The 19,104-nt window shown below is 31.7% G+C and carries 16 protein-coding genes; 14 read left to right on the forward strand and 2 right to left on the reverse strand.

The genetic code is table 11. From position 1 onward, the window contains the following. The 10 genes from ABG79_RS00515 to ABG79_RS00560 all read left to right on the forward strand — a co-directional run bounded on the left by ABG79_RS00515 (position 1) and on the right by ABG79_RS00560 (position 12,231). Positions 1–1,611 carry a UDP-N-acetylmuramoyl-tripeptide--D-alanyl-D-alanine ligase gene (locus tag ABG79_RS00515; RefSeq protein ID WP_200956776.1) on the forward strand — a complete coding sequence of 537 codons (1,611 nt, stop codon included), beginning with the start codon at positions 1–3 and terminating at the stop codon, positions 1,609–1,611. A gap of 11 nt (positions 1,612–1,622) precedes the next feature. Continuing rightward, entirely contained in the window at positions 1,623–2,804 is a 1,182-nt protein-coding gene (locus tag ABG79_RS00520; RefSeq protein ID WP_057976004.1) for a D-alanine--D-alanine ligase family protein, read from the forward strand. Positions 2,805–2,883: 79 nt separating this feature from the next. After that, complete coding sequence (locus ABG79_RS00525; RefSeq protein WP_057976006.1) at positions 2,884–3,795, forward strand: LacI family DNA-binding transcriptional regulator; 912 nt, start codon at positions 2,884–2,886, stop codon at positions 3,793–3,795. 51 nt (positions 3,796–3,846) lie between these two features. After that, positions 3,847–5,532, forward strand: a complete 1,686-nt coding sequence (locus ABG79_RS00530; RefSeq protein ID WP_057976007.1) for a glycoside hydrolase family 13 protein — start codon at positions 3,847–3,849, stop codon at positions 5,530–5,532. A gap of 112 nt (positions 5,533–5,644) precedes the next feature. Further along, positions 5,645–6,991: a L,D-transpeptidase family protein gene (locus tag ABG79_RS00535; RefSeq protein WP_057976009.1), complete on the forward strand. Its 1,347-nt coding sequence runs from the start codon at positions 5,645–5,647 to the stop codon at positions 6,989–6,991. Positions 6,992–7,080: 89 nt separating this feature from the next. Further along, positions 7,081–8,121 (forward strand): M42 family metallopeptidase, encoded by a 1,041-nt coding sequence (locus ABG79_RS00540; protein ID WP_057976011.1) that lies wholly within the window; start codon positions 7,081–7,083, stop codon positions 8,119–8,121. Next, on the forward strand, positions 8,114–9,115 hold the full coding sequence (locus ABG79_RS00545) for a M42 family metallopeptidase (protein WP_057976013.1): 1,002 nt from the start codon (positions 8,114–8,116) through the stop codon (positions 9,113–9,115). Before ABG79_RS00540 ends, ABG79_RS00545 begins: the two co-directional genes overlap by 8 nt. Further along, complete coding sequence (locus ABG79_RS00550) at positions 9,115–10,095, forward strand: M42 family metallopeptidase (RefSeq protein ID WP_479722822.1); 981 nt, start codon at positions 9,115–9,117, stop codon at positions 10,093–10,095. Before ABG79_RS00545 ends, ABG79_RS00550 begins: the two co-directional genes overlap by 1 nt. Before the next feature lie 58 nt (positions 10,096–10,153). Continuing rightward, positions 10,154–10,681, forward strand: a complete 528-nt coding sequence (locus ABG79_RS00555) for a ferritin-like domain-containing protein (RefSeq protein WP_057976016.1) — start codon at positions 10,154–10,156, stop codon at positions 10,679–10,681. A 197-nt stretch (positions 10,682–10,878) separates the two neighbouring features. After that, entirely contained in the window at positions 10,879–12,231 is a 1,353-nt protein-coding gene (locus ABG79_RS00560) for a glucose-6-phosphate isomerase (RefSeq protein WP_057976018.1), read from the forward strand. A 268-nt stretch (positions 12,232–12,499) separates the two neighbouring features. On the opposite strand, the gene ABG79_RS00565 is transcribed toward ABG79_RS00560, so the two are convergent. Continuing rightward, on the reverse strand, positions 12,500–12,763 hold the full coding sequence (locus tag ABG79_RS00565; protein WP_057976020.1) for a hypothetical protein: 264 nt from the start codon (positions 12,761–12,763) through the stop codon (positions 12,500–12,502). A 108-nt stretch (positions 12,764–12,871) separates the two neighbouring features. Here ABG79_RS00565 and ABG79_RS00570 point away from each other — a divergent pair, with 108 nt between their 5' ends. The 3 genes from ABG79_RS00570 to ABG79_RS00580 all read left to right on the forward strand — a co-directional run bounded on the left by ABG79_RS00570 (position 12,872) and on the right by ABG79_RS00580 (position 15,250). After that, positions 12,872–13,207 (forward strand): hypothetical protein, encoded by a 336-nt coding sequence (locus tag ABG79_RS00570; RefSeq protein ID WP_057976022.1) that lies wholly within the window; start codon positions 12,872–12,874, stop codon positions 13,205–13,207. A 271-nt stretch (positions 13,208–13,478) separates the two neighbouring features. Beyond that, positions 13,479–14,867, forward strand: coding sequence for a glycine--tRNA ligase (locus ABG79_RS00575; RefSeq protein ID WP_057976024.1), 1,389 nt, complete (start codon positions 13,479–13,481; stop codon positions 14,865–14,867). An 11-nt stretch (positions 14,868–14,878) separates the two neighbouring features. After that, the gene (locus ABG79_RS00580; RefSeq protein ID WP_057976026.1) at positions 14,879–15,250 is read left to right on the forward strand and encodes a DUF6762 family protein; all 372 of its coding nucleotides are present in this window, start codon (positions 14,879–14,881) and stop codon (positions 15,248–15,250) included. Positions 15,251–15,344: 94 nt separating this feature from the next. On the opposite strand, the gene ABG79_RS00585 is transcribed toward ABG79_RS00580, so the two are convergent. Continuing rightward, the gene (locus ABG79_RS00585) at positions 15,345–16,469 is read right to left on the reverse strand and encodes an AlbA family DNA-binding domain-containing protein (RefSeq protein ID WP_057976028.1); all 1,125 of its coding nucleotides are present in this window, start codon (positions 16,467–16,469) and stop codon (positions 15,345–15,347) included. A 135-nt stretch (positions 16,470–16,604) separates the two neighbouring features. Between ABG79_RS00585 and ABG79_RS00590 the strand changes: the two genes are divergently transcribed. Then, positions 16,605–19,073, forward strand: coding sequence for an ABC transporter substrate-binding protein (locus ABG79_RS00590; RefSeq protein WP_057976030.1), 2,469 nt, complete (start codon positions 16,605–16,607; stop codon positions 19,071–19,073). The last annotated feature ends 31 nt before the right edge of the window (positions 19,074–19,104 follow it).

A 19,104-nucleotide genomic window follows, 5' to 3' on the forward strand; every position in this document is an offset into this window, starting at 1 on the left:
TTGGAAACAATTCTAATAGGATTGTCAATAATAACATTTGCTGGAATATCATATTATTATAATAGATTTTATCTACATATGGCACAGCTTGTTGGGTATAAGCCTAACGAGTTCTTAAGCTGGATGCAAAAATATGACAGGGATTATCTCAAAAAAAGCATTGTTTTATTGTTGCTATTTTATATAGCTAATTTTTTACCCCAAAATTATAGTGGCTATGTTTTATTTGCTTTGTGGTTTGTTTTTTCTGCAAAATTTATCAGTGATCATTATAAATCAAGAAAAAAAGCTAAAAAACCCCTTGTATTTACTAATAGAGCCAAAAGACTATTTGCCTGTGCTTTAGCTGTTAACTATATTTTGGTGATTGTTTTATATATTATTTTTAATAATAAAATTATACTATTCATAAATGGGCTTATATTTATTCAGGTTGCAATCTCATTTATAATGCTTTTATCGTTAAAGATTATGCTTCCTATTGAAAGAAAAATACAGATGGGTTTTATCAATGAAGCAAGAGATATTATCAAAAGAAGAAAAGATTTATTAGTTATTGGGGTTACAGGAAGCTATGGCAAGACAAGCGTAAAATATTTTGTTAAAACAATACTTTCGGAAAAGTATAATACAATAATGACTCCAGAAAGCTATAATACACCTATGGGAATTACAAAGGTTATAAGAGAGCAACTAAAGGACGAGCATGAAGTGTTTGTCTGTGAGATGGGGGCAAGATACGTAGGTGATATTAAGGAATTATGTGAAATTGCTTATCCTAAAATGGGGATTTTAACAGCGGTAGGTCCTCAGCATCTTGAAACTATGGGTTCACAAGAGAATATTGCAAACACAAAATATGAACTTATTGAAAGTCTGCCTAATGATGGAGTAGCATTTTTTAATGCCGATAATGAAATATGTGTTAATTTATCAAAGAGAAGGAACATTGAAACTTATTTATACGGAACACAACAAAAAGAAGAGACCAATATTTGGGCGAGCGACATAAAAAATACTAAAGAAGGACTAAGGTTTAATGTTCAAGGAAAAGTTAACAATAGGGAAATAAAATTTGAATGCAGGACAAAACTATTAGGAAAGCATAATGTAAACAATATTATTGCGGGAATTTTAGTTGCATTGAGATTAGGACTAACAGAAGAAGAAATTAAAAGAGGGATTGAAAAGATTGAACCTGTTCCCCACAGATTGCAGTTGTTGGATACTAATAACGGCGTTACGGTTATTGATGATGCCTTTAATTCAAATCCTGAGGGTTCAGCTTTAGCACTTGAGGCTATTGCTGAGATGGAGGGAGAGAAAAAAATTATTGTAACACCAGGCATGATTGAGCTTGGCAATATTGAATATGAAGAGAACAAGAAATTTGGTAAAAGAATTGCTAAAGTTTGCGATATAGCAATACTTGTTGGAAAGAAAAGAGCTATCCCGATAATTGAAGGACTTAAGGAAGAAAATTATGAAGATGAAAGAATAATAGTTGTAAATAGTCTTGATGAAGCTACTCAAGCATTAGCAAAGGTAGTTAGCGTTGGGGATATAGTATTGTTTGAAAATGATTTGCCGGATAATTATAGTGAAGTTTAAGGAGGGGCAAAATGAGTAAAAAGAATGTTTTAGTGATGTTTGGAGGAAAAAGTGTAGAACATGAGGTTTCAGTTATTACTGGACTTCAGGTTGTTGAAAATATTGACAAGAACAAATACAATGTGATTCCGCTTTTTATAACTAAAAATGGTGAATGGTATAGTGGAGAAGTTTTATTAGATATAAAAAATTATAAGAACATGGATGATTTGCTGAGTAGGGCTAAAAAGGTATATATAGAGCCAGTTCCGAATAAACCTTACATTCAATTTTATCCTGAAAAAGGATTGTTTAAAAAAGCACCTGAACCGATAAAAATTGATGTAGTTTTCCCAGCACTTCATGGTTCACATGGGGAAGATGGAACTATGCAGGGAATGTTTGAATTATGCAATATTCCATACGTTGGAAGTGGAGTTTTGGGTTCAGCCGTAGGAATGGATAAGATTATTATGAAGGATATATTTAAAGCTAATGGCATACCAATTGTTAACTATAAGTGGTTTTTAAGAAGTAATTATATAAACAATAGTAGTGAAGTAATTGAGGATATTGAAAGGAATTTAAGTTATCCAATGTTTGTTAAGCCAGCGAATTTAGGTTCAAGCATTGGAATTACGAGGGCAAAAAACAGAGAGGAACTTATTAATTCCATCGAAATTGCAATAAATTATGATAGAAGAATAATAGTTGAAGAGGCGGTCGAAAATCCTATGGAAATCAACTGCTCTGTAATCGGTTTTGATGAAGATTATAGAGCCTCCGTTTTAGAGCAGCCGATATCATGGCAGGAGTTTTTAAGCTTTGAGGACAAATATTTAAGTGGCAGCAAAAATTCTGGAATGAAGAGCGCAGCAAGGCGAATTCCAGCACCACTTCCAGATGATAAAACAAAAGAAATAAGGGATTTAGCAGTTAAAGTGTTCAAAGTTCTTGACTGTTCTGGAATATCAAGAATCGACTTTTTAGTAGAACCGGAATCCATGAAGGTTTATGTAAATGAAATTAATACAATGCCAGGCTCTATATCATTCTATTTATGGGAACCAACAGGCGTTAGCTTTAAGGAGTTAATCGATAAATTAATTTATTTTGCTTTTGAAAGAAATAAAGAGCATAATAAAAATATGTATACTTTTGACACGCCTCTGCTAAAAAAGGCAAGCTCGGGAGTAAAAGGGTCTAAAAGATAATCAAGGAGAAAAAACTCCTTGATTTTTTTATTATAATAAATTATTATAGAATTACTTAAACGATTAAGTTGGTGATATTATGAAAAAGATTACAATGAAGGATGTTGCTAAAGAAGCTGATGTATCAATTGCTACGGTATCATATGTTTTAAATGAAAATAAAAACGAAACTATACCCGAGGAAACAAGAAGGAAGGTTATAGCAGCGGCAAAAAAACTAAATTATGTTCCTAATTTGGCTGCACGTTCTTTAGTCAAAAGAAAGAGCAATCTAATCGGGATATTGATAGTCAAGGATTATGAAAATAGAATACCATGGAGAAGGTCATACTACAGTGAATTTATAGATTTATTGGTTGAAAAATTAAACAGACTTGGATATCACGTTTTGATTTCAAACATAGATAAAAACAATCCTGAACTTGAAATTATATTATCAAGGGAACTAGATGGAGTGTTCTTAATAGATGTCAATAAAGAAATATTTTATAATATTTCAAATAAGTTCGAAGTTCCTATAATAATCATAGATAGCTTTATTAATGATGAGTATTTTCAAAAGGTGATTCCAGATTTTGAGGATGCTATTTACAAGTCGATTGAAACAAATATAGGAACAGAAACAATTTTGCTGCTGGATAAATTTAATGATGACGAAATCAATCAAAGGTTAATTAATGTCTTTAAAGAGCGGTTTAGCAAAATTTATATAGCAGACAATTACGATAGTCTAGTAAAGTATTTGAATGAAAACAAAGATTTCTCATTTGTAGTTTTAGGAGAACTATTATGTTCTATAGCATCAAAATATATAGAGAGCAGAAAACTTACAGCAATTTGCACCTGCGACAATTCATATCTTTTAGACGATGAAATAAAGAAGGTTATAGTAAGCAGTAAAACTAAATCCGATATCGCAGTTAAAATAATGATGGACTACATCGACGGCAAATACTATGATGAAAAGATTGTTTTAATAAAGGCAGATTAATCTGCCTAAAAAATAAATAACTTAAACGATTAAGTAACAGGAGGGTTTTCTATGTTTAAAGAAGCAGTTTACCATGAGAGCGATAGCACATATGCATTTGCAGTTGATGAAAATACGTTATGCATTAAGTTAAAGGCTAAAAAGGATGATTTAAAAAGAGTTATACTTTGCTATGCTGATAGATATGAACCAAAGGCAGAGCTTACAATATTTGAGAAAGAGATGGAGAGAGCTTTTAGCGATGATTTGTTTGATTATTATGAAACAGAAATAAAACTTACTTTCAACAGAGTTTGTTATTATTTTAAGTTAATAGACGATAAACAGAGCTTAATATATTCACAACAGAGGTTTTTGCAGGAGCCGCCTAAAGAAAGAAATAAATTTTTCTTCTTCCCATATATCTGTAAAGCAGATATTTATAAAACATTTGATTGGTGGAGAGAAGCAGTTTTTTATCAAATATTTGTTGATAGATTTAATAAAGAAGAGATTGATGAAAATTGGTTTGATGAACCAACAAATAATAGATTATTTGGAGGGAATTTAAAAGGCATTATTCATAAGCTTGACTATATCAGCAACTTGGGTGTTAACGCTATATATTTGACTCCAATATTTGAATCACCAAGCTGCCATAAATATGATACTATTGACTATTACAAAATAGATAGTGCATTCGGCGATGAAAAAATTTTCAAAGAGTTAGTTGATGAATGCCATAAAAGAGGAATAAAGGTTATATTGGATGCGGTATTCAATCACACTAGTGATAAATTTTTTGCCTTTAAGGATATTCTTGAAAATGGAAAAAAGTCAAGATACTATGATTGGTATTTCTTTAAGGATGAAGATAAATATGAAACATTTGCTCATGTAAAATGCATGCCAAAACTAAATACTACGAATGAAGAGGTTGTAAATTATCTTTTAGGAATAGCAAAATATTACATAGAAAAATTCGATATAGATGGTTGGAGGTTAGACGTTGCAAACGAAATAGACCATGCTTTCTGGAGAAAGTTTAGAGAAACAGTTAAAAAGGCAAAGGAAGATGCAATCATAATAGGGGAAGTTTGGGATGGGGCTGAAAGCTACTTAAGGGGAGACCAATATGATTCTACCATGAACTATCCTTTTATGTATGCAGCCTTAGACTATTTTGCAAAGGGTAAAATTACGCTTTTAGAGTTTGACTATTACATGAATAACTTATACGCAAGATACAGAAAAGATATTAGATATAATTTACTAAATTTATTGGATAGCCATGATACCAGCAGATTTCTTTTTGAATGCGACGAAAATATTGAAAAACTAAAAATGGCTGTATTTTATATGATGACAACTATAGGAATACCAATGATTTTTTATGGAGACGAAGCAGGTTTGTCGGGTGCAAATGACCCAGACTGCAGAATAACTATGGATTTTGAATATATAAATGAAGATTTGTTTGATTTTTATAGAAAGATGATACAAATCAGAAAATCTTCAAAAGCTTTAATGTATGGTGAATATAGGACTTTAAAGGTTTCAGACTCACTTTACGTTTATAAAAGGTTTATAGATGACGAAGAAATTATATGCATATTTAACAATGGTAGTCAAAAAGAGGAATTTGAAATAGAAGGCACAAACGCATTTGATTTGATATCATATGAAGAAATAAATATTAAAAATAATAGTATGACTATAAAACCAAATGAAAAACTTGTATTAAAAATAAATAGATAATTAAAATTTTATTTATAATCACTGAGTAGATTCTTCTACCAGTGATTTTTTTGCATAAAACATTACTTATCAGAAATATAAATGTTTATGGACAAATTTTTGGAGGTTAATCATGAAATTGAAAATATTAGCCTTTTCATTCTTAATATTATTTTTAAATCAATTTTGCATAACGAAAATTACTAAAGCAGAGGAATTAAATATTCCTATAATAAAAGAGATTAAATTATTTAATAACGCAGAGCTTAAAATAGGCAAAAAAATTCAGTTTTTAGCAGAAGCAGAAGGGAAAAATTTAAAATATAAGTGGAGCGTTTTAAAGGGAGAAGAAATAATTTATATAAGTGAAAGTAAAGAAGACAACAGCTTTGAATTTGAATTTAATGAAAAAGGTAAATATGCATTGGAAGTTATGGTGTTTGATGAATTTGGCATTACAACCAAAATTAGAAGCCAGGAAATCGAAATAAAAACAGACATCGAAATAAGAGAGTTGATTATTGACAAAACACTACCTCAACAAGTGGGAACTACTTTAAATTTTACGATTTTAGCTTCTGGTAATGGATTAAAGTATGAATGGACAGTTTTAAAAGATGATATTGAAATATTTAGAAGCAAATGTTCAAATGAAAGTATATTTAGTTTTACACCTGATGAAGCAGGAGTATATAAGTTGCAACTAAAGATTATTGATGAATATGGAAATATAGCAGAAAAGACGATAGAAAACATTGAAATCAATAATACAATAAAAGCAATTAGTTTAAAATACAATGAAAAGGAGCAGCAACCAATTGATACTTCTCTAAAGTTTGAGGCATTAGCTGAAGGTTATAATTTAAAATATCTTTGGAAGGTCTTTAAGGATGGTAAAGAAGTTTATAAAATTGATACTAAAAACAATATTCTTAACTATACGATAAAAGAAATAGGATTTTATAAGGTTCAAGTAATAATAGAAGATGGGTTTGGAAATCGCAAAGCAATGGAATCTAAGACTATAAAAACATATTTAAATCGTGCAATAAAAAATGACAAAGAGGCATTATCAATAGTTAATGTAGCTAATATTGATAGCAAAACAAATTATTTACTATTGGTTGATTCATTTGGCAATAAAGTTTATATATTTAATGGGACAAGTAACAATTGGAAATTTATAAAATCTATGCTTTGCACAGATGGAAAAAAGTCTACACCTACTGTTAAAGGTATTTTTGAAATAAACGGTAGAGGTCCATGGCTTATTTCTTATACACCAGGTGTTTTGGCTAAATATAAGGTTAGGTTTTTTAAGAACTATTATTTCCATTCGGTTTTAGTAAATTCAAAGGGAAAAGTAATAGACGGTAGATTAGGTCAGTCATTATCACACGGATGTATTAGATTAAGTATAGAAAATGCAAAGTGGATATATGACAATATAAAAGATGGCTCGAAAGTTTATATTATTTAATTCGTGCTAGAAAATTTATTATATTTCTTTCAAATCCATCCTAAATGTATTAAAATGGAATTGTGTAAATAAAAAAAGGAGGGGAGTAAATGCAAGGGAAGGATCATCTAAAAAAACTATGCAAATTAAGCGGAGTATCGGGTAATGAACATTTAATACATGATGCTTTAGTAGAAATTTTTAGAGATTATGTTGACTTAACTGAAAGAGGTAAAATGGGGGATTTTAGAGCAATAAAAAAAGGCGAAGGCAAGGATGGCCTTAAAATAATGATAACAGCCCATGCAGATGAAATAGGGCTTATCGTTACAGACATAGATGAAAGAGGATATGTATATTTTACTAATGTTGGTGGAATTGACCCCAAGACTTTGCCAGCGCAGGAAGTTATAATCCATGGAAAAAAAGATGTTTTTGGAGTAGTTGGAGCAAAACCTCCTCATGTATTAACTGACAAAGAAAGAAAACAATCGATTAAAATCCAAGATATGAATATAGATTGCGGCATGAATAAAGAAGAAATTGTCAAATATGTTTCGATAGGAGATTTTATTACAATTAAAAGAGAAGCAATTGATTTAATTGGCGATTTTGTAACAGGAAAAGCTATTGACAATCGTGCAGGAATAATGGTTCTTTATGAATGTGCAAAGTATCTCAAGGCCTTAAAACATAGTGCAGATGTTTACTTTGTTGCTACAACACAAGAGGAAAGAGGTCTTATAGGGGTAAAAACAACAGCATATGATATAAATCCTGATATTGGAATTGTTGTTGATGTAACTTTTGGTGATAAGTATGCTAACCCTGATATTCAGATAGAATGTGGAAGGGGAGTAGAAATTACTATAGGTCCCAATATACATAAAGAGCTTTCAGAAAAATTAATGAATGTGGCTGATGAATATGGAATTTCCTATTCATTAGATGTAGCCCCAGGAGCAACGGGAACAGAAAGCTGGGCAGTCCAAGTTACAAGAGAAGGAATTCCAACTCTTTTAGTATCAGTTCCAGTTAAATATATGCATACATCTACTGAAGTTGTAAATTATAAAGATATCATAAGGGCTGGGAAATTGCTTGCTATGTTTATATCTTCCTTAAAGAATTGGGGTGATATTTATGCTTAAGAGGTTAACTGATGCATTTGGCGTTTCGGGATGCGAGAAAGAGGTAAGGGAAGTAATTAAAGAAGAGATTAAGGATTTTGGAGAAGTTACAATAGATAAACTTGGCAATTTAATACTACATAAAAAGGGGAAAGGCAAGAGAGTAATGCTTGCTGCTCATATGGATGAAGTTGGATTTATTGTGACAGGAATTAAGGAAGATGGTCGAATAAAATTTGCACCTGTTGGCGGTATTGATGCAAGGATTTTAGTTTCAAAACGAGTAGTTTTTGAAAGGACTAAAACTAAAGGTATAATTGGATACAAACCTATACACCTTCAAAATGATGCAGAAAGAAATAATCCTGTTAATGTTAAGGAATTGTTTGTAGACATCGGAGCAACTAGTAAGGATGAAGCTTTGAAATATGTAAAATTAGGAGATTATGCTACATTTGAAAGCCAATATATAGAGATGGGAAATTACATTAAGGCTAAGGCGCTTGATGATAGAGTCGGCTGCGCTATTTTGATGGAAGTTTTAAAGGAAGATTATGATTTTGACATTTATTTCGTATGGACAGTTCAGGAAGAAGTTGGACTTAGGGGTGCTACGGTTGCAGCATATAGCATAGAGCCGGAAATTGGACTTGTTATCGAAGGAACCACATGTGCAGATTTTGTAAAGGATGAAAAGGATTTTGTAACGGAAACGGGCAAGGGCCCTGCAATATCTGTTATGGATTCTTCATCTATTGCTGATGAAAAATTATTAAATAGAATTGTTGACGTTGCTGAGGAGAATAATATACCTATTCAATTTAGGAGGGGAAATGTTGGAGGAAATGATGCTGGCATAATTCATAAAACTAAAAAAGGCGCTATTACAGCAAGTATTTCTGTCCCAACAAAATATATCCATTCGCCAATTAGTATGATACATAGGGAAGATTATAAAAATACGCTAAAGCTTGTGAAGGCTTTATTAAGAGACATCGAAAGGGAGGATTTATGATGGAACTTTTAAAGGAATTAACGTCTATTTATGGACCATCAGGAAGAGAAGATAAGGTAGCTGATTTTATAATAGATAACATAAAACAATATGTCGATGAAGTAAAAAAGGATACTCTTGGAAATGTTATATCAGTTAAAAAGGGAAAAGGTCAGAAGAAACTGATGTTTGCAGCACATATGGACCAAATTGGCGTTATGATTACTTTCATTGACGATAATGGTTTTTTAAGGTTTACTAATATTGGTGGAGTTAACCCATATTCTTTGTTGTTTAAAAGAATTGTCTTTAAAAATGGTGTTGAAGGTATCGTTTCAAAGGAAGCAAAGGCAGATATAAAAGATTTGAATCTTAAGGATATGTTTATAGATATTGGAGCAAAAAATAAGGAAGAAGCAAAACAAAAAGTCAATATTGGTGAATTTGGAGTGTTTAAATCTGATTTTATAGATTTAGGAAATAGTATTTCAAGCGCCGCTTTTGACGATAGAATAGGCTGTTATGCATTGATTGAAGCGGCAAAGAGAATTAAAGAAAACAATGGCGATATTTACTTTGTATTCACTGTTCAAGAGGAAGTTGGATTAAGAGGTGCAAAGGTTGCTGCATATAGCATTGAACCGGATATAGCTATTGCAGTTGATGTAACTGGAACTGGTGATACTCCAAATTGCAATAGAATGGCAGTAAAATTTGGTGAAGGCGCAGCAATCAAGATAATGGACAGAGGTTTTATTGTTCATCCTCAAATAAAAGAATTGTTAATTAATGTTGCAGAAAGGAATAATATTAAGTATCAATACGAAATATTAGAAATGGGGACAACTGATGCCGCAGAAATTCATATATCAAAAGCTGGAGCTCCTTCAGGAGTAGTATCTATTCCGACAAGATATATTCATTCACATAGCGAAACTGTCGATAAGGATGATTTAAAAGCTGCTATTGATTTGCTTGTAAAAGTAGCAGAAGAATTTTAAGTAGCAAAAAATAAATTATGGCATATTATAATCATATAAATTGTTAATGGAGGATAATATGCCAGGAGATATAAAAAAGGCCGTTAAATTTTCTGTAAATGTTAACTACCCAGAACCTAAGATTGAGGATAAAAATATTTTTTATGCCAATTTACTTCTTGAGGATTATTCAGGAGCAGTAAGTGAATTGACAGCATCACTTTTATATGTCTATCAACATTTTGTTTCAGATGGAAATTATGATGAGTATGCTGAAACAGTTGGTGGAATAGCAATAATCGAAATGAAGCACCTGGAACTTTTAGGTGAAACTATTAAACTTCTTGGATTAAAACCTGCTTATGCTGTTCCTGCAGGCGGGTTATATTATCCTTGGAATACAACATTTATTGATTATTCAACAAACATAGATAGAATGCTTAAAATTGATATTGAATCAGAGATAAAGGCCATTGAACAATACGAAGAACACAAAACGATTATAAAGGATAGATATATCGTAGAATTACTTAATAGAATAATTGAAGATGAAAAGCTTCATCTAAAGATTTTTAAAGATTTAAAGTTAAATCATGAAAAGAAGTAATTAAATTTTTTAGGTCGCTATTGAGTTTATTGCTCAAAAGCGATTTTTTTATCGAATTAATTGAATACAAATATCGTATAATAACTAAAACGACATTTTATTTCAAATTTACAAAAAATATTATATATTTTTTCATTGATTAAATTAAGTTAATGTATTAAAATATTTAATAAATTTTGCTATTGGAGGTAAAAATTATGTCGAATATAAGTTTGGATTATTCTAAGGCAATTAAATTTATAAGCGTAGATGAAATAAAAAACCTTGAAGGGCAAATAAATGATGCTCATGACAAATTGCACAATAAGACAGGAGCAGGTGGTGACTTTTTAGGATGGGTTACTCTGCCCAAGGATTATGACAAGGAAGAGTTTGAAAGAATCATCAAGGCGGCTGAAAAAATAAAGTCTGATTCTGATGCACTTGTTGTTATAGGAATTGGAGGTTCTTACTTAGGGGCTAGAGCAGCAATTGAAATGCTAAATCATACATTTTATAATGCATTTCCAAAGAATAAGAGGAATACTCCAGAGATATACTTTGTAGGCAATAACATAAGCCCTGTTTATATGCATGATTTACTTCAAATTTTAGAGGGAAAAAATATTTCAGTAAATGTAATATCTAAATCCGGAACTACAACTGAACCTGCTATTGCGTTTAGAATATTTAAAGAATACATGGAAAATAAATATGGAAAGGATGAAGCAAGGAAGAGGATATATGCCACGACAGATAAAGCAAGAGGAGCATTAAGAAAGCTTGCTGTTGAAGAAGGCTATGAGACTTTTGTAATACCAGATGATGTTGGCGGAAGATATTCAGTTTTAACAGCAGTGGGGCTTCTTCCAATAGCGGTAAGCGGTATAGATATAAGGGAAATGATGAAGGGTGCATACGATGGTATGGTTGAATATGCTGATAAAGATTTGTTTAATAATCCAGCTTATCTTTATGCAGCTATAAGAAATGCATTGTATAGAAAAGGAAAGACAGTTGAAATAATGGCCAATTATGAACCTTCACTACATTTCTTTGCTGAGTGGTGGAAACAGCTTTATGGTGAAAGCGAAGGAAAAGATGGAAAGGGTATTTATCCTGCTTCTGTTGACTTTACTACAGACCTTCATTCAATGGGACAATATATACAGGATGGTATGAGGCATATATTCGAAACCGTTCTTAATGTTGAAAAACCAAAGTATGATATTGAAATAAAGGAAGATAAGGACAACATTGATGGACTAAACTTCTTAGCAGGAAAGACAATGGATTTTGTTAATAAGAAGGCGTTTGAAGGAACAGTGCTTGCTCATACTGATGGAAATGTTCCTAATATCATAATTAATGTTCCAGAATTAACTCCGTTCTATTTTGGAAAGATTGTATACATGTTTGAAAAGGCCTGTGGAATAAGCGGATATCTTCTTGGAGTTAATCCATTCGACCAACCAGGTGTTGAAGCATACAAAAAGAATATGTTTGCACTCCTTGGTAAACCTGGCTATGAAGCAGAAAGAAAAATACTCGAAGAAAGATTATCGAAATAATCATTTTAACTGTTTGAATTATTGAACCCAATGGATGATTTCTGAGGCTTCGCTCATTTCGCCAAGCAACTCTAAGCCTTTCTTTGTTTTCAATAGTCCTACCCTCGCGAGACTTCATCCGTGAAGTCCGCTCGGCTCAGCTCGTCCTGAGCTGAATTACGGACTATTGAAAAGTCGAAAGGCAAGAGTTACTAAGGCTTATGAGAGGCGCCTTTTAAAATCATCCATTGGGTTTTATAGAAGTTTGTATATAAAATTAAAAGTGACATTATGATTCAAGTTCGATGATTTCGAATTTGTCAAAATCTATTTCTTCAATAAAATTGTCCTGATTGAAGGATGTCTTTCTTATATTGTTATACTCATCAAGGTTATGTGGAAGCCAGTAGGGTTTCTGAATATCAAGTCTGTAGCAAAGTTCAGTTATACATTTTTTTAATTGTTCCTGATATTCTATATTTTCAGCAATTGTAACTTCATCATGTTTTATTAACCTGTTGTTTTTTATTATTTTTCCCCATAATCTTAGCATATTGATTCACCTCGTAAAAAAATATATTATATATTATATCACGGTATTTATAAAACTGAATATTTTTGTTAATATTAAGTATAAATAAAAAATGAAAGGGGATTTCAATTGAAAATTATACCGACCGATAAGGCTCTTTTTATGATAAAGAAGATTGCTAAAGAGAATAATCAGGACTTAATAGTTAGAATTTACACAGATATGATTGGATGCAAGGGAATAAGATTCGGAATAGCCTACGACGAGGTTTTGGAAAATGATGAAAAACATCAAATAGGTGATATTACATTTGTTGCAGACCATAGATTAAATGAGTATGCTGATGAAATCGAGATTGACTTTGTTGATACTCCAAAACAAGGATTTGTATTTAAGTCATATCCAGAATATAAAAAATCATGTTCAGGTTGCAGCGGTTGTGGGATTAAATTTCTTGACAAATAAGAATAATTTGGTATTATATCAATAAGTGAATAAAGTAAGCGATGATGGAGAGGAGTAATTGAAGGTCTCTATTTTAGCGAGTCGGTGAGGGTGAAAGTCCGGCATAGAGTTTCAATGAAGGGCGCTCTTGAGTTTAAATCATAAGGTGGACCAAATGGTCAACTAGGGTGGAACCGCGGAAGCAAAGCCTTTCGTCCCTTATGGGATGAATGGCTTTTTATTTTGATAAAATATTTTACTGTGCAAATAATATTTATGAGGAGGAATGACAATGGCGGCTGAAAAAACAATGGAAAAAATAGTTTCGTTAAGCAAAAGCAGAGGTTTTATTTTTCCGGGTTCAGAAATTTACGGAGGACTTGCAAATACATGGGATTATGGTCCTTTGGGAGTAGAATTAAAAAACAATGTAAAAAAAGCTTGGTGGAAAAAATTCATCCAAGAGTCTCCATATAATGTAGGTGTAGATTGTGCAATTTTAATGAATCCACAAGTATGGGTAGCATCAGGACACGTTGGAGGATTTAGCGACCCTTTGATGGACTGCAAAAGCTGCAAATCAAGGTTTAGAGCAGATAAATTAATAGAAGATTATCAGCAAAGTATAGGTCAGGAACCTCATGTAGGCGGTTGGAGCAATCAGGATATGATGAACTACATAAGAGAAAACAACATTAAATGTCCTGAATGTGGAGCCTTTGACTGGACTGATATAAGACAATTTAATCTTATGTTTAAAACATATCAGGGTGTAACTGAGGATAGTAAAGCTCAGGTTTATTTAAGGCCGGAAACTGCTCAGGGTATATTTGTTAATTTTAAAAACGTCCTACGAACTACAAGAAAAAAATTGCCATTTGGTATAGGACAAATTGGAAAATCATTTAGAAATGAAATTACTCCTGGTAATTTTATATTTAGAACAAGAGAATTCGAGCAAATGGAATTGGAATTTTTCTGCAAACCTGGTGAAGATTTAGAGTGGTTTAATTACTGGAAGAATTTCTGCAAGAATTGGCTATTAAATTTAGGCATGAAGGAAGAGAACATAAGATTAAGGGACCATGAAAAGGAAGAATTATCTCATTACAGCAATGCAACCACTGATATAGAATATAAATTCCCATTTGGATGGGGAGAACTTTGGGGTATAGCAGATAGAACAGATTTTGATTTAAAGCAGCATATAAATCATTCGGGAGAAGATTTGGTTTACTTTGACCCTGAGATCAATGAAAAATTAGTTCCTTATTGTATTGAACCTTCTGTGGGTGCTGATAGGGTATTGCTCGCATTCCTTATAGATGCCTATGATGAAGAACAACTTGAAGATGGAGATGTTAGAACTGTCTTAAGATTCCATCCTGCACTTGCACCATTTAAAGCTGCAGTATTACCTCTTTCTAAAAAATTAGCAGATGGAGCTAAAGAAGTGTATGCAGAGCTTGCTAAGGACTTTATGGTTGATTATGACGAAACAGGAAGCATTGGAAAGAGATATAGAAGACAAGATGAGATAGGAACTCCTTTCTGTATAACATTCGATTTTGATTCGTTAAATGATAAAATGGTTACAGTAAGAGATAGAGACACAATGCAACAAGTTAGAATCCCTATAGAAGAAGTTAAAAACTATATTAACGAAAGAATGAAATTCTAAGGGGTGATTTGATGGAAGGAAAGGCGTTAGTCCTTTATAAGAGGGAAAATGGAATTTTAACTGAAGAATTAGGAAGTTACGAAATAGAGGTCGGATTAGAATTCGTATACAAGGCATATGTTGAAGACGGAAAATGTTATCTGTTTTTAACCACAGATAAAGATGTAACCGATGAACAATATAATGAAGTTTATGAGATGTATAATATAGAAAAATACAACGAAATTGATGCAGAGATTGAAGAAGTAGAAGAATATAATCCAACATGGCTATTTAAATTTGACTTTAAGGATGACTACGAATATATGTCCGACATTTTAAACGATATTCTATATTTACATCAAGAAAACATAAAGCAAATATTTGCTGAATTTGAAAAATAATTAACATTTAGGAAAAAATTTAATATCATTGTGAGAATATAAAATCAATGCCCCATAAATGAGCGAAGCTGAAAGAACATTCATGGGGCTTAATTCATTTTATTTTTTTAGTTGGAATAATTACTTTAAATAAATTGCTTGACAAAATATTATAGGTTCTAATTTTGCCATAGTTTTTTTCAAACTGAGATTTTGATACATCTTTGTTAAAGTATTTATTATTTACATCAATTGAAATTAATTTTGTATAAAGCCAGAGATTTCTTTTGATGTATTTATCGTTATTTGTAGATTTAATAGCAGCACCTGGGTTTATTATTTCTACTTTATTATTGAAAAGATAAATTTCAACACATCCTTTTAGGCTAAAATAATCTCTATATACTGTTGCTTTGGCTAGATATTCATCTACAACATTTAGGATTATATCTTCACATTTTAATGTTTTTCTTATAAAATCAGATGCGTCATCCAGCATTTCGATTATAGTTCCTGTGGACATATGAAATTTTGGCATTTCATTGTTTACGTAGTTTTTTATTATAGCTACCGAATTAGGCAAGAATATTTCTGGTTTTTTACCAAAAATAAGCAATCCTCCAATAGAAGGGTGAAATTCGTTTGCTTCTTTCTCTCTGGTCAATATTCCAGAGGCCAACAATAAGTGATTATCGATTGATGTGTTCATACCTATCGAAGAAAAATATTTTTCGATTTTTTCGAAATCAAGGTCTTTTACAGTAGCCCTTAGAACGGGAGTAAGCTCAATAGATATCAGACCATTTTCCTGAAGCATAGATGCAATTTCATCTTTCCTCATGAAATCAGTCGTTGAGCCTCTTCTAATGTAAAATGCACCTGTTTCTCTTATCTGATATGGTTTCTGTTCGGTGTTGTAAATTACAATCAATCCAATCGTTTTATTATCTATTGTATGGGTTTCAACAGATATTGGAATTGGAGGGTCGATTCTCGTTGAAACTATTTGCTGTATTTTTTCCTCAATAAAATCATCTTTATTAATGCCAATAATTTTTTTGGTTTTGTCTTCAATGCCAAATATCAAATATCCTCTTCCGCCTTTTGAATTAGCGATAGCACATATATCCTTTGCTAATTCTTTTTTACTGCTTTCAGTTTCTATATTAATTTTTTCTTTAAAATCCAATTTTGAACTTTCATCCTTAGATATAAGTGAAAGCAATTTTTGAATATCCACATTATCACCCTTAATAGTTTACTTATTTTTATTATATAATTATACCACACAAAGGAATACAAATATTTGAAATATTTTTTTGTATGTAATATAATAACATTTGTATACGAAAATTTTATCAAAGTGGGTGGTTATGTGCTGAATTTTTTCAAAAAAAGTAATAAAAATGACGAAATAGCAATAACTTTTGATGAAAAGAACACTAATAAAGGCATTGAAAATGAGGTTAAGATAAGCATTATCAATGAGAAAAATATTGTTAATAAGATGCTAAATCGAATTGATGAAATGGAGTTTGCAACCCAAAATCTTATAGATACGATAAACGGAATCTATTCAAACGTTGAACACAGTTTGGATTCTTTAAATGACGTTATGGACGAGATAAGCAGTTATTCAGCAATTGCGCAACAAGTTTATGCGAGCACAACTCAGTCAAAGGAAATTGCAATTGAAACATTAAACGTTGCTCAAGAAGGTAATGTTGCAGTAGACAAATCAATAACTGCAATAAGAAGTATAGAAAAGTCGGTATCTGATATTACAGATATTGTAAATATGTTGAGCGATAAAGCTTTAAAAATCAATGATATGTTAAATATTATAAAGGATATATCAGAACAAACAAACTTATTATCTTTAAATGCTTCAATTGAAGCTGCAAGAGCAGGTGAAGCTGGCCGAGGCTTTGCAGTAGTTGCTGCAGAAGTTAAAAAGCTAGCACAAAGGAGCAGTGAATCAGCTGAAAAAATAGCGCAAACTATAAGAGAAATCAATGATACAATCAGCAAAACTGTTGATGCTATGAATAAAAGCAAATCGATGGTAGATGAAGGTGTAAACATTGCTGATAATACAAAAAAGGTATTCGATAAAATAATTAGCGCAGTTAAAACAACCGTTTCAGCTTCAGATGAAATTAATCAAGGAATAACAAAACAGGTTGAAAATTTTGAAAAGGTTGTTGAAGCAACTAATATTTTGAATAAGAATTCAAACGAACTTATGAAGAAAACTGAGTATGCTCTATTAAATGCTGGTTATACTAAAAACTCAATCGATGCATTGTATGAAACGTCGAAGGATTTAAATCATGTTTCAAATTTTGTTGTTAATAAAATAGACATTTCAAGCATTGATGAATTTGAAATAATTACCAATCTACATGGAATCCCAGAAAATTATGACCCTGCTATGTCCTTTGACTCAGCAAGCGCAAGAATTTTTTCTAATGTTCATGCTGGCTTGTTGATACAGGGCAATTCAACCGAAGTTTTCCCAGGGCTTGCTAAGAGCTGGTATGTTGAAGATGATAATAGAACATGGGTTTTCAATTTAAGAAGAGGTGCAAAATTTCACAACGGAAGAGAAATTACGGCGGATGATGTGAAATATTCATTTGAGAGATTATTAAGCCCAAAACTTGAATCTCCAAATGCTTGGTTTTTAGGACTTGTAGAAGGCAGCGATGAGTATCAAAAGGGTAGGGCGACAAATGTTAGTGGAATTAGCGTTGTTGATAAATACAAAATCAAAATTAGATTAAAGTCGCCGTATACAGGATTTTTATTAAATCTTGCTCAAAGCGCGTGTGCAGTTATTGCAAGAGAGGATGCTGAAAGAGGAACAATTACTGGATGTGGACCATATTATATTGATGAGGCGAATGAAAATAAGTGCGTTTTAAACGCATTTAAGGATTACTTTGGTGGTGCCCCATATGTAGATAGAATAGTTCTAAAATTTAAAGATGAGAATTTGGTTGAAGAGTTTTTAAATGGCAAATATGATTTCATATACTTTGAAGATAAAGCAACGCTTGACAAATTAAAAACTTCTGGATATAGCAACATTATCATGCAAAATATGATGTCAACAACCTATGGAGGTTTCAATTTAAATTCTAACTCAGCTCTTATTAGGGATAAAGAGATAAGACAGGCTATAAACTATGCAATCGATAAAAATAGAATTATTGATACATTAATGAAGGGTATGGCTCAAGAATCCAGGGGACCACTACCTCCTGGTATGCTCGATAACAAATATTTGTCAGGCTATTCGTATAATCCACAAAAGGCAAGGGAAATATTGAATAGAAGAAATATTAAAAATGAAACTTTGATAATTCAAACAAGAACAGGAACGGGTAATAATACCTATGAACTTATAGCAGAAATGATAAAAGAAGATTTGGAGAAGATAGGTATTAGGTGTTCAATTGAAAAGGTTTTACCGCAGCAATATTTGAAGGCAGAAACAATAGCGAAATGCCACATATTTATTAGCGGCTGGATTGCAGATACAGGAGACCCTGATAATTATCTAGAACCATTATTTAATCCAGAAAACTTCACTGATTTTACTAGGTATGAAAACAGCAAAGTATTAGAATTGATGAAACAAGCAAGAGAAGTAATAAATCCTCAAAAAAGAATTGAACTTTATAAGGAAATACAAAGAATTATAGTGGAGGATGCACCTTGGATATTCCTGTATCATCCGCAGTCAGGATTGGCAATAAAAGATGGGATTGTCGGAGTAAGATTATCTTCATTGGGCAAGATTAAATTTGACGACATTTTGATAGAGAATAAATTATAAAATGCCCAGAAAGGGGAGTATTAGTGAAAAA

Origin of the sequence: Caloramator mitchellensis (assembly GCF_001440545.1) — a bacterium.
Classification (GTDB): Bacteria; Bacillota; Clostridia; order Clostridiales; family Caloramatoraceae; genus Caloramator; species Caloramator mitchellensis.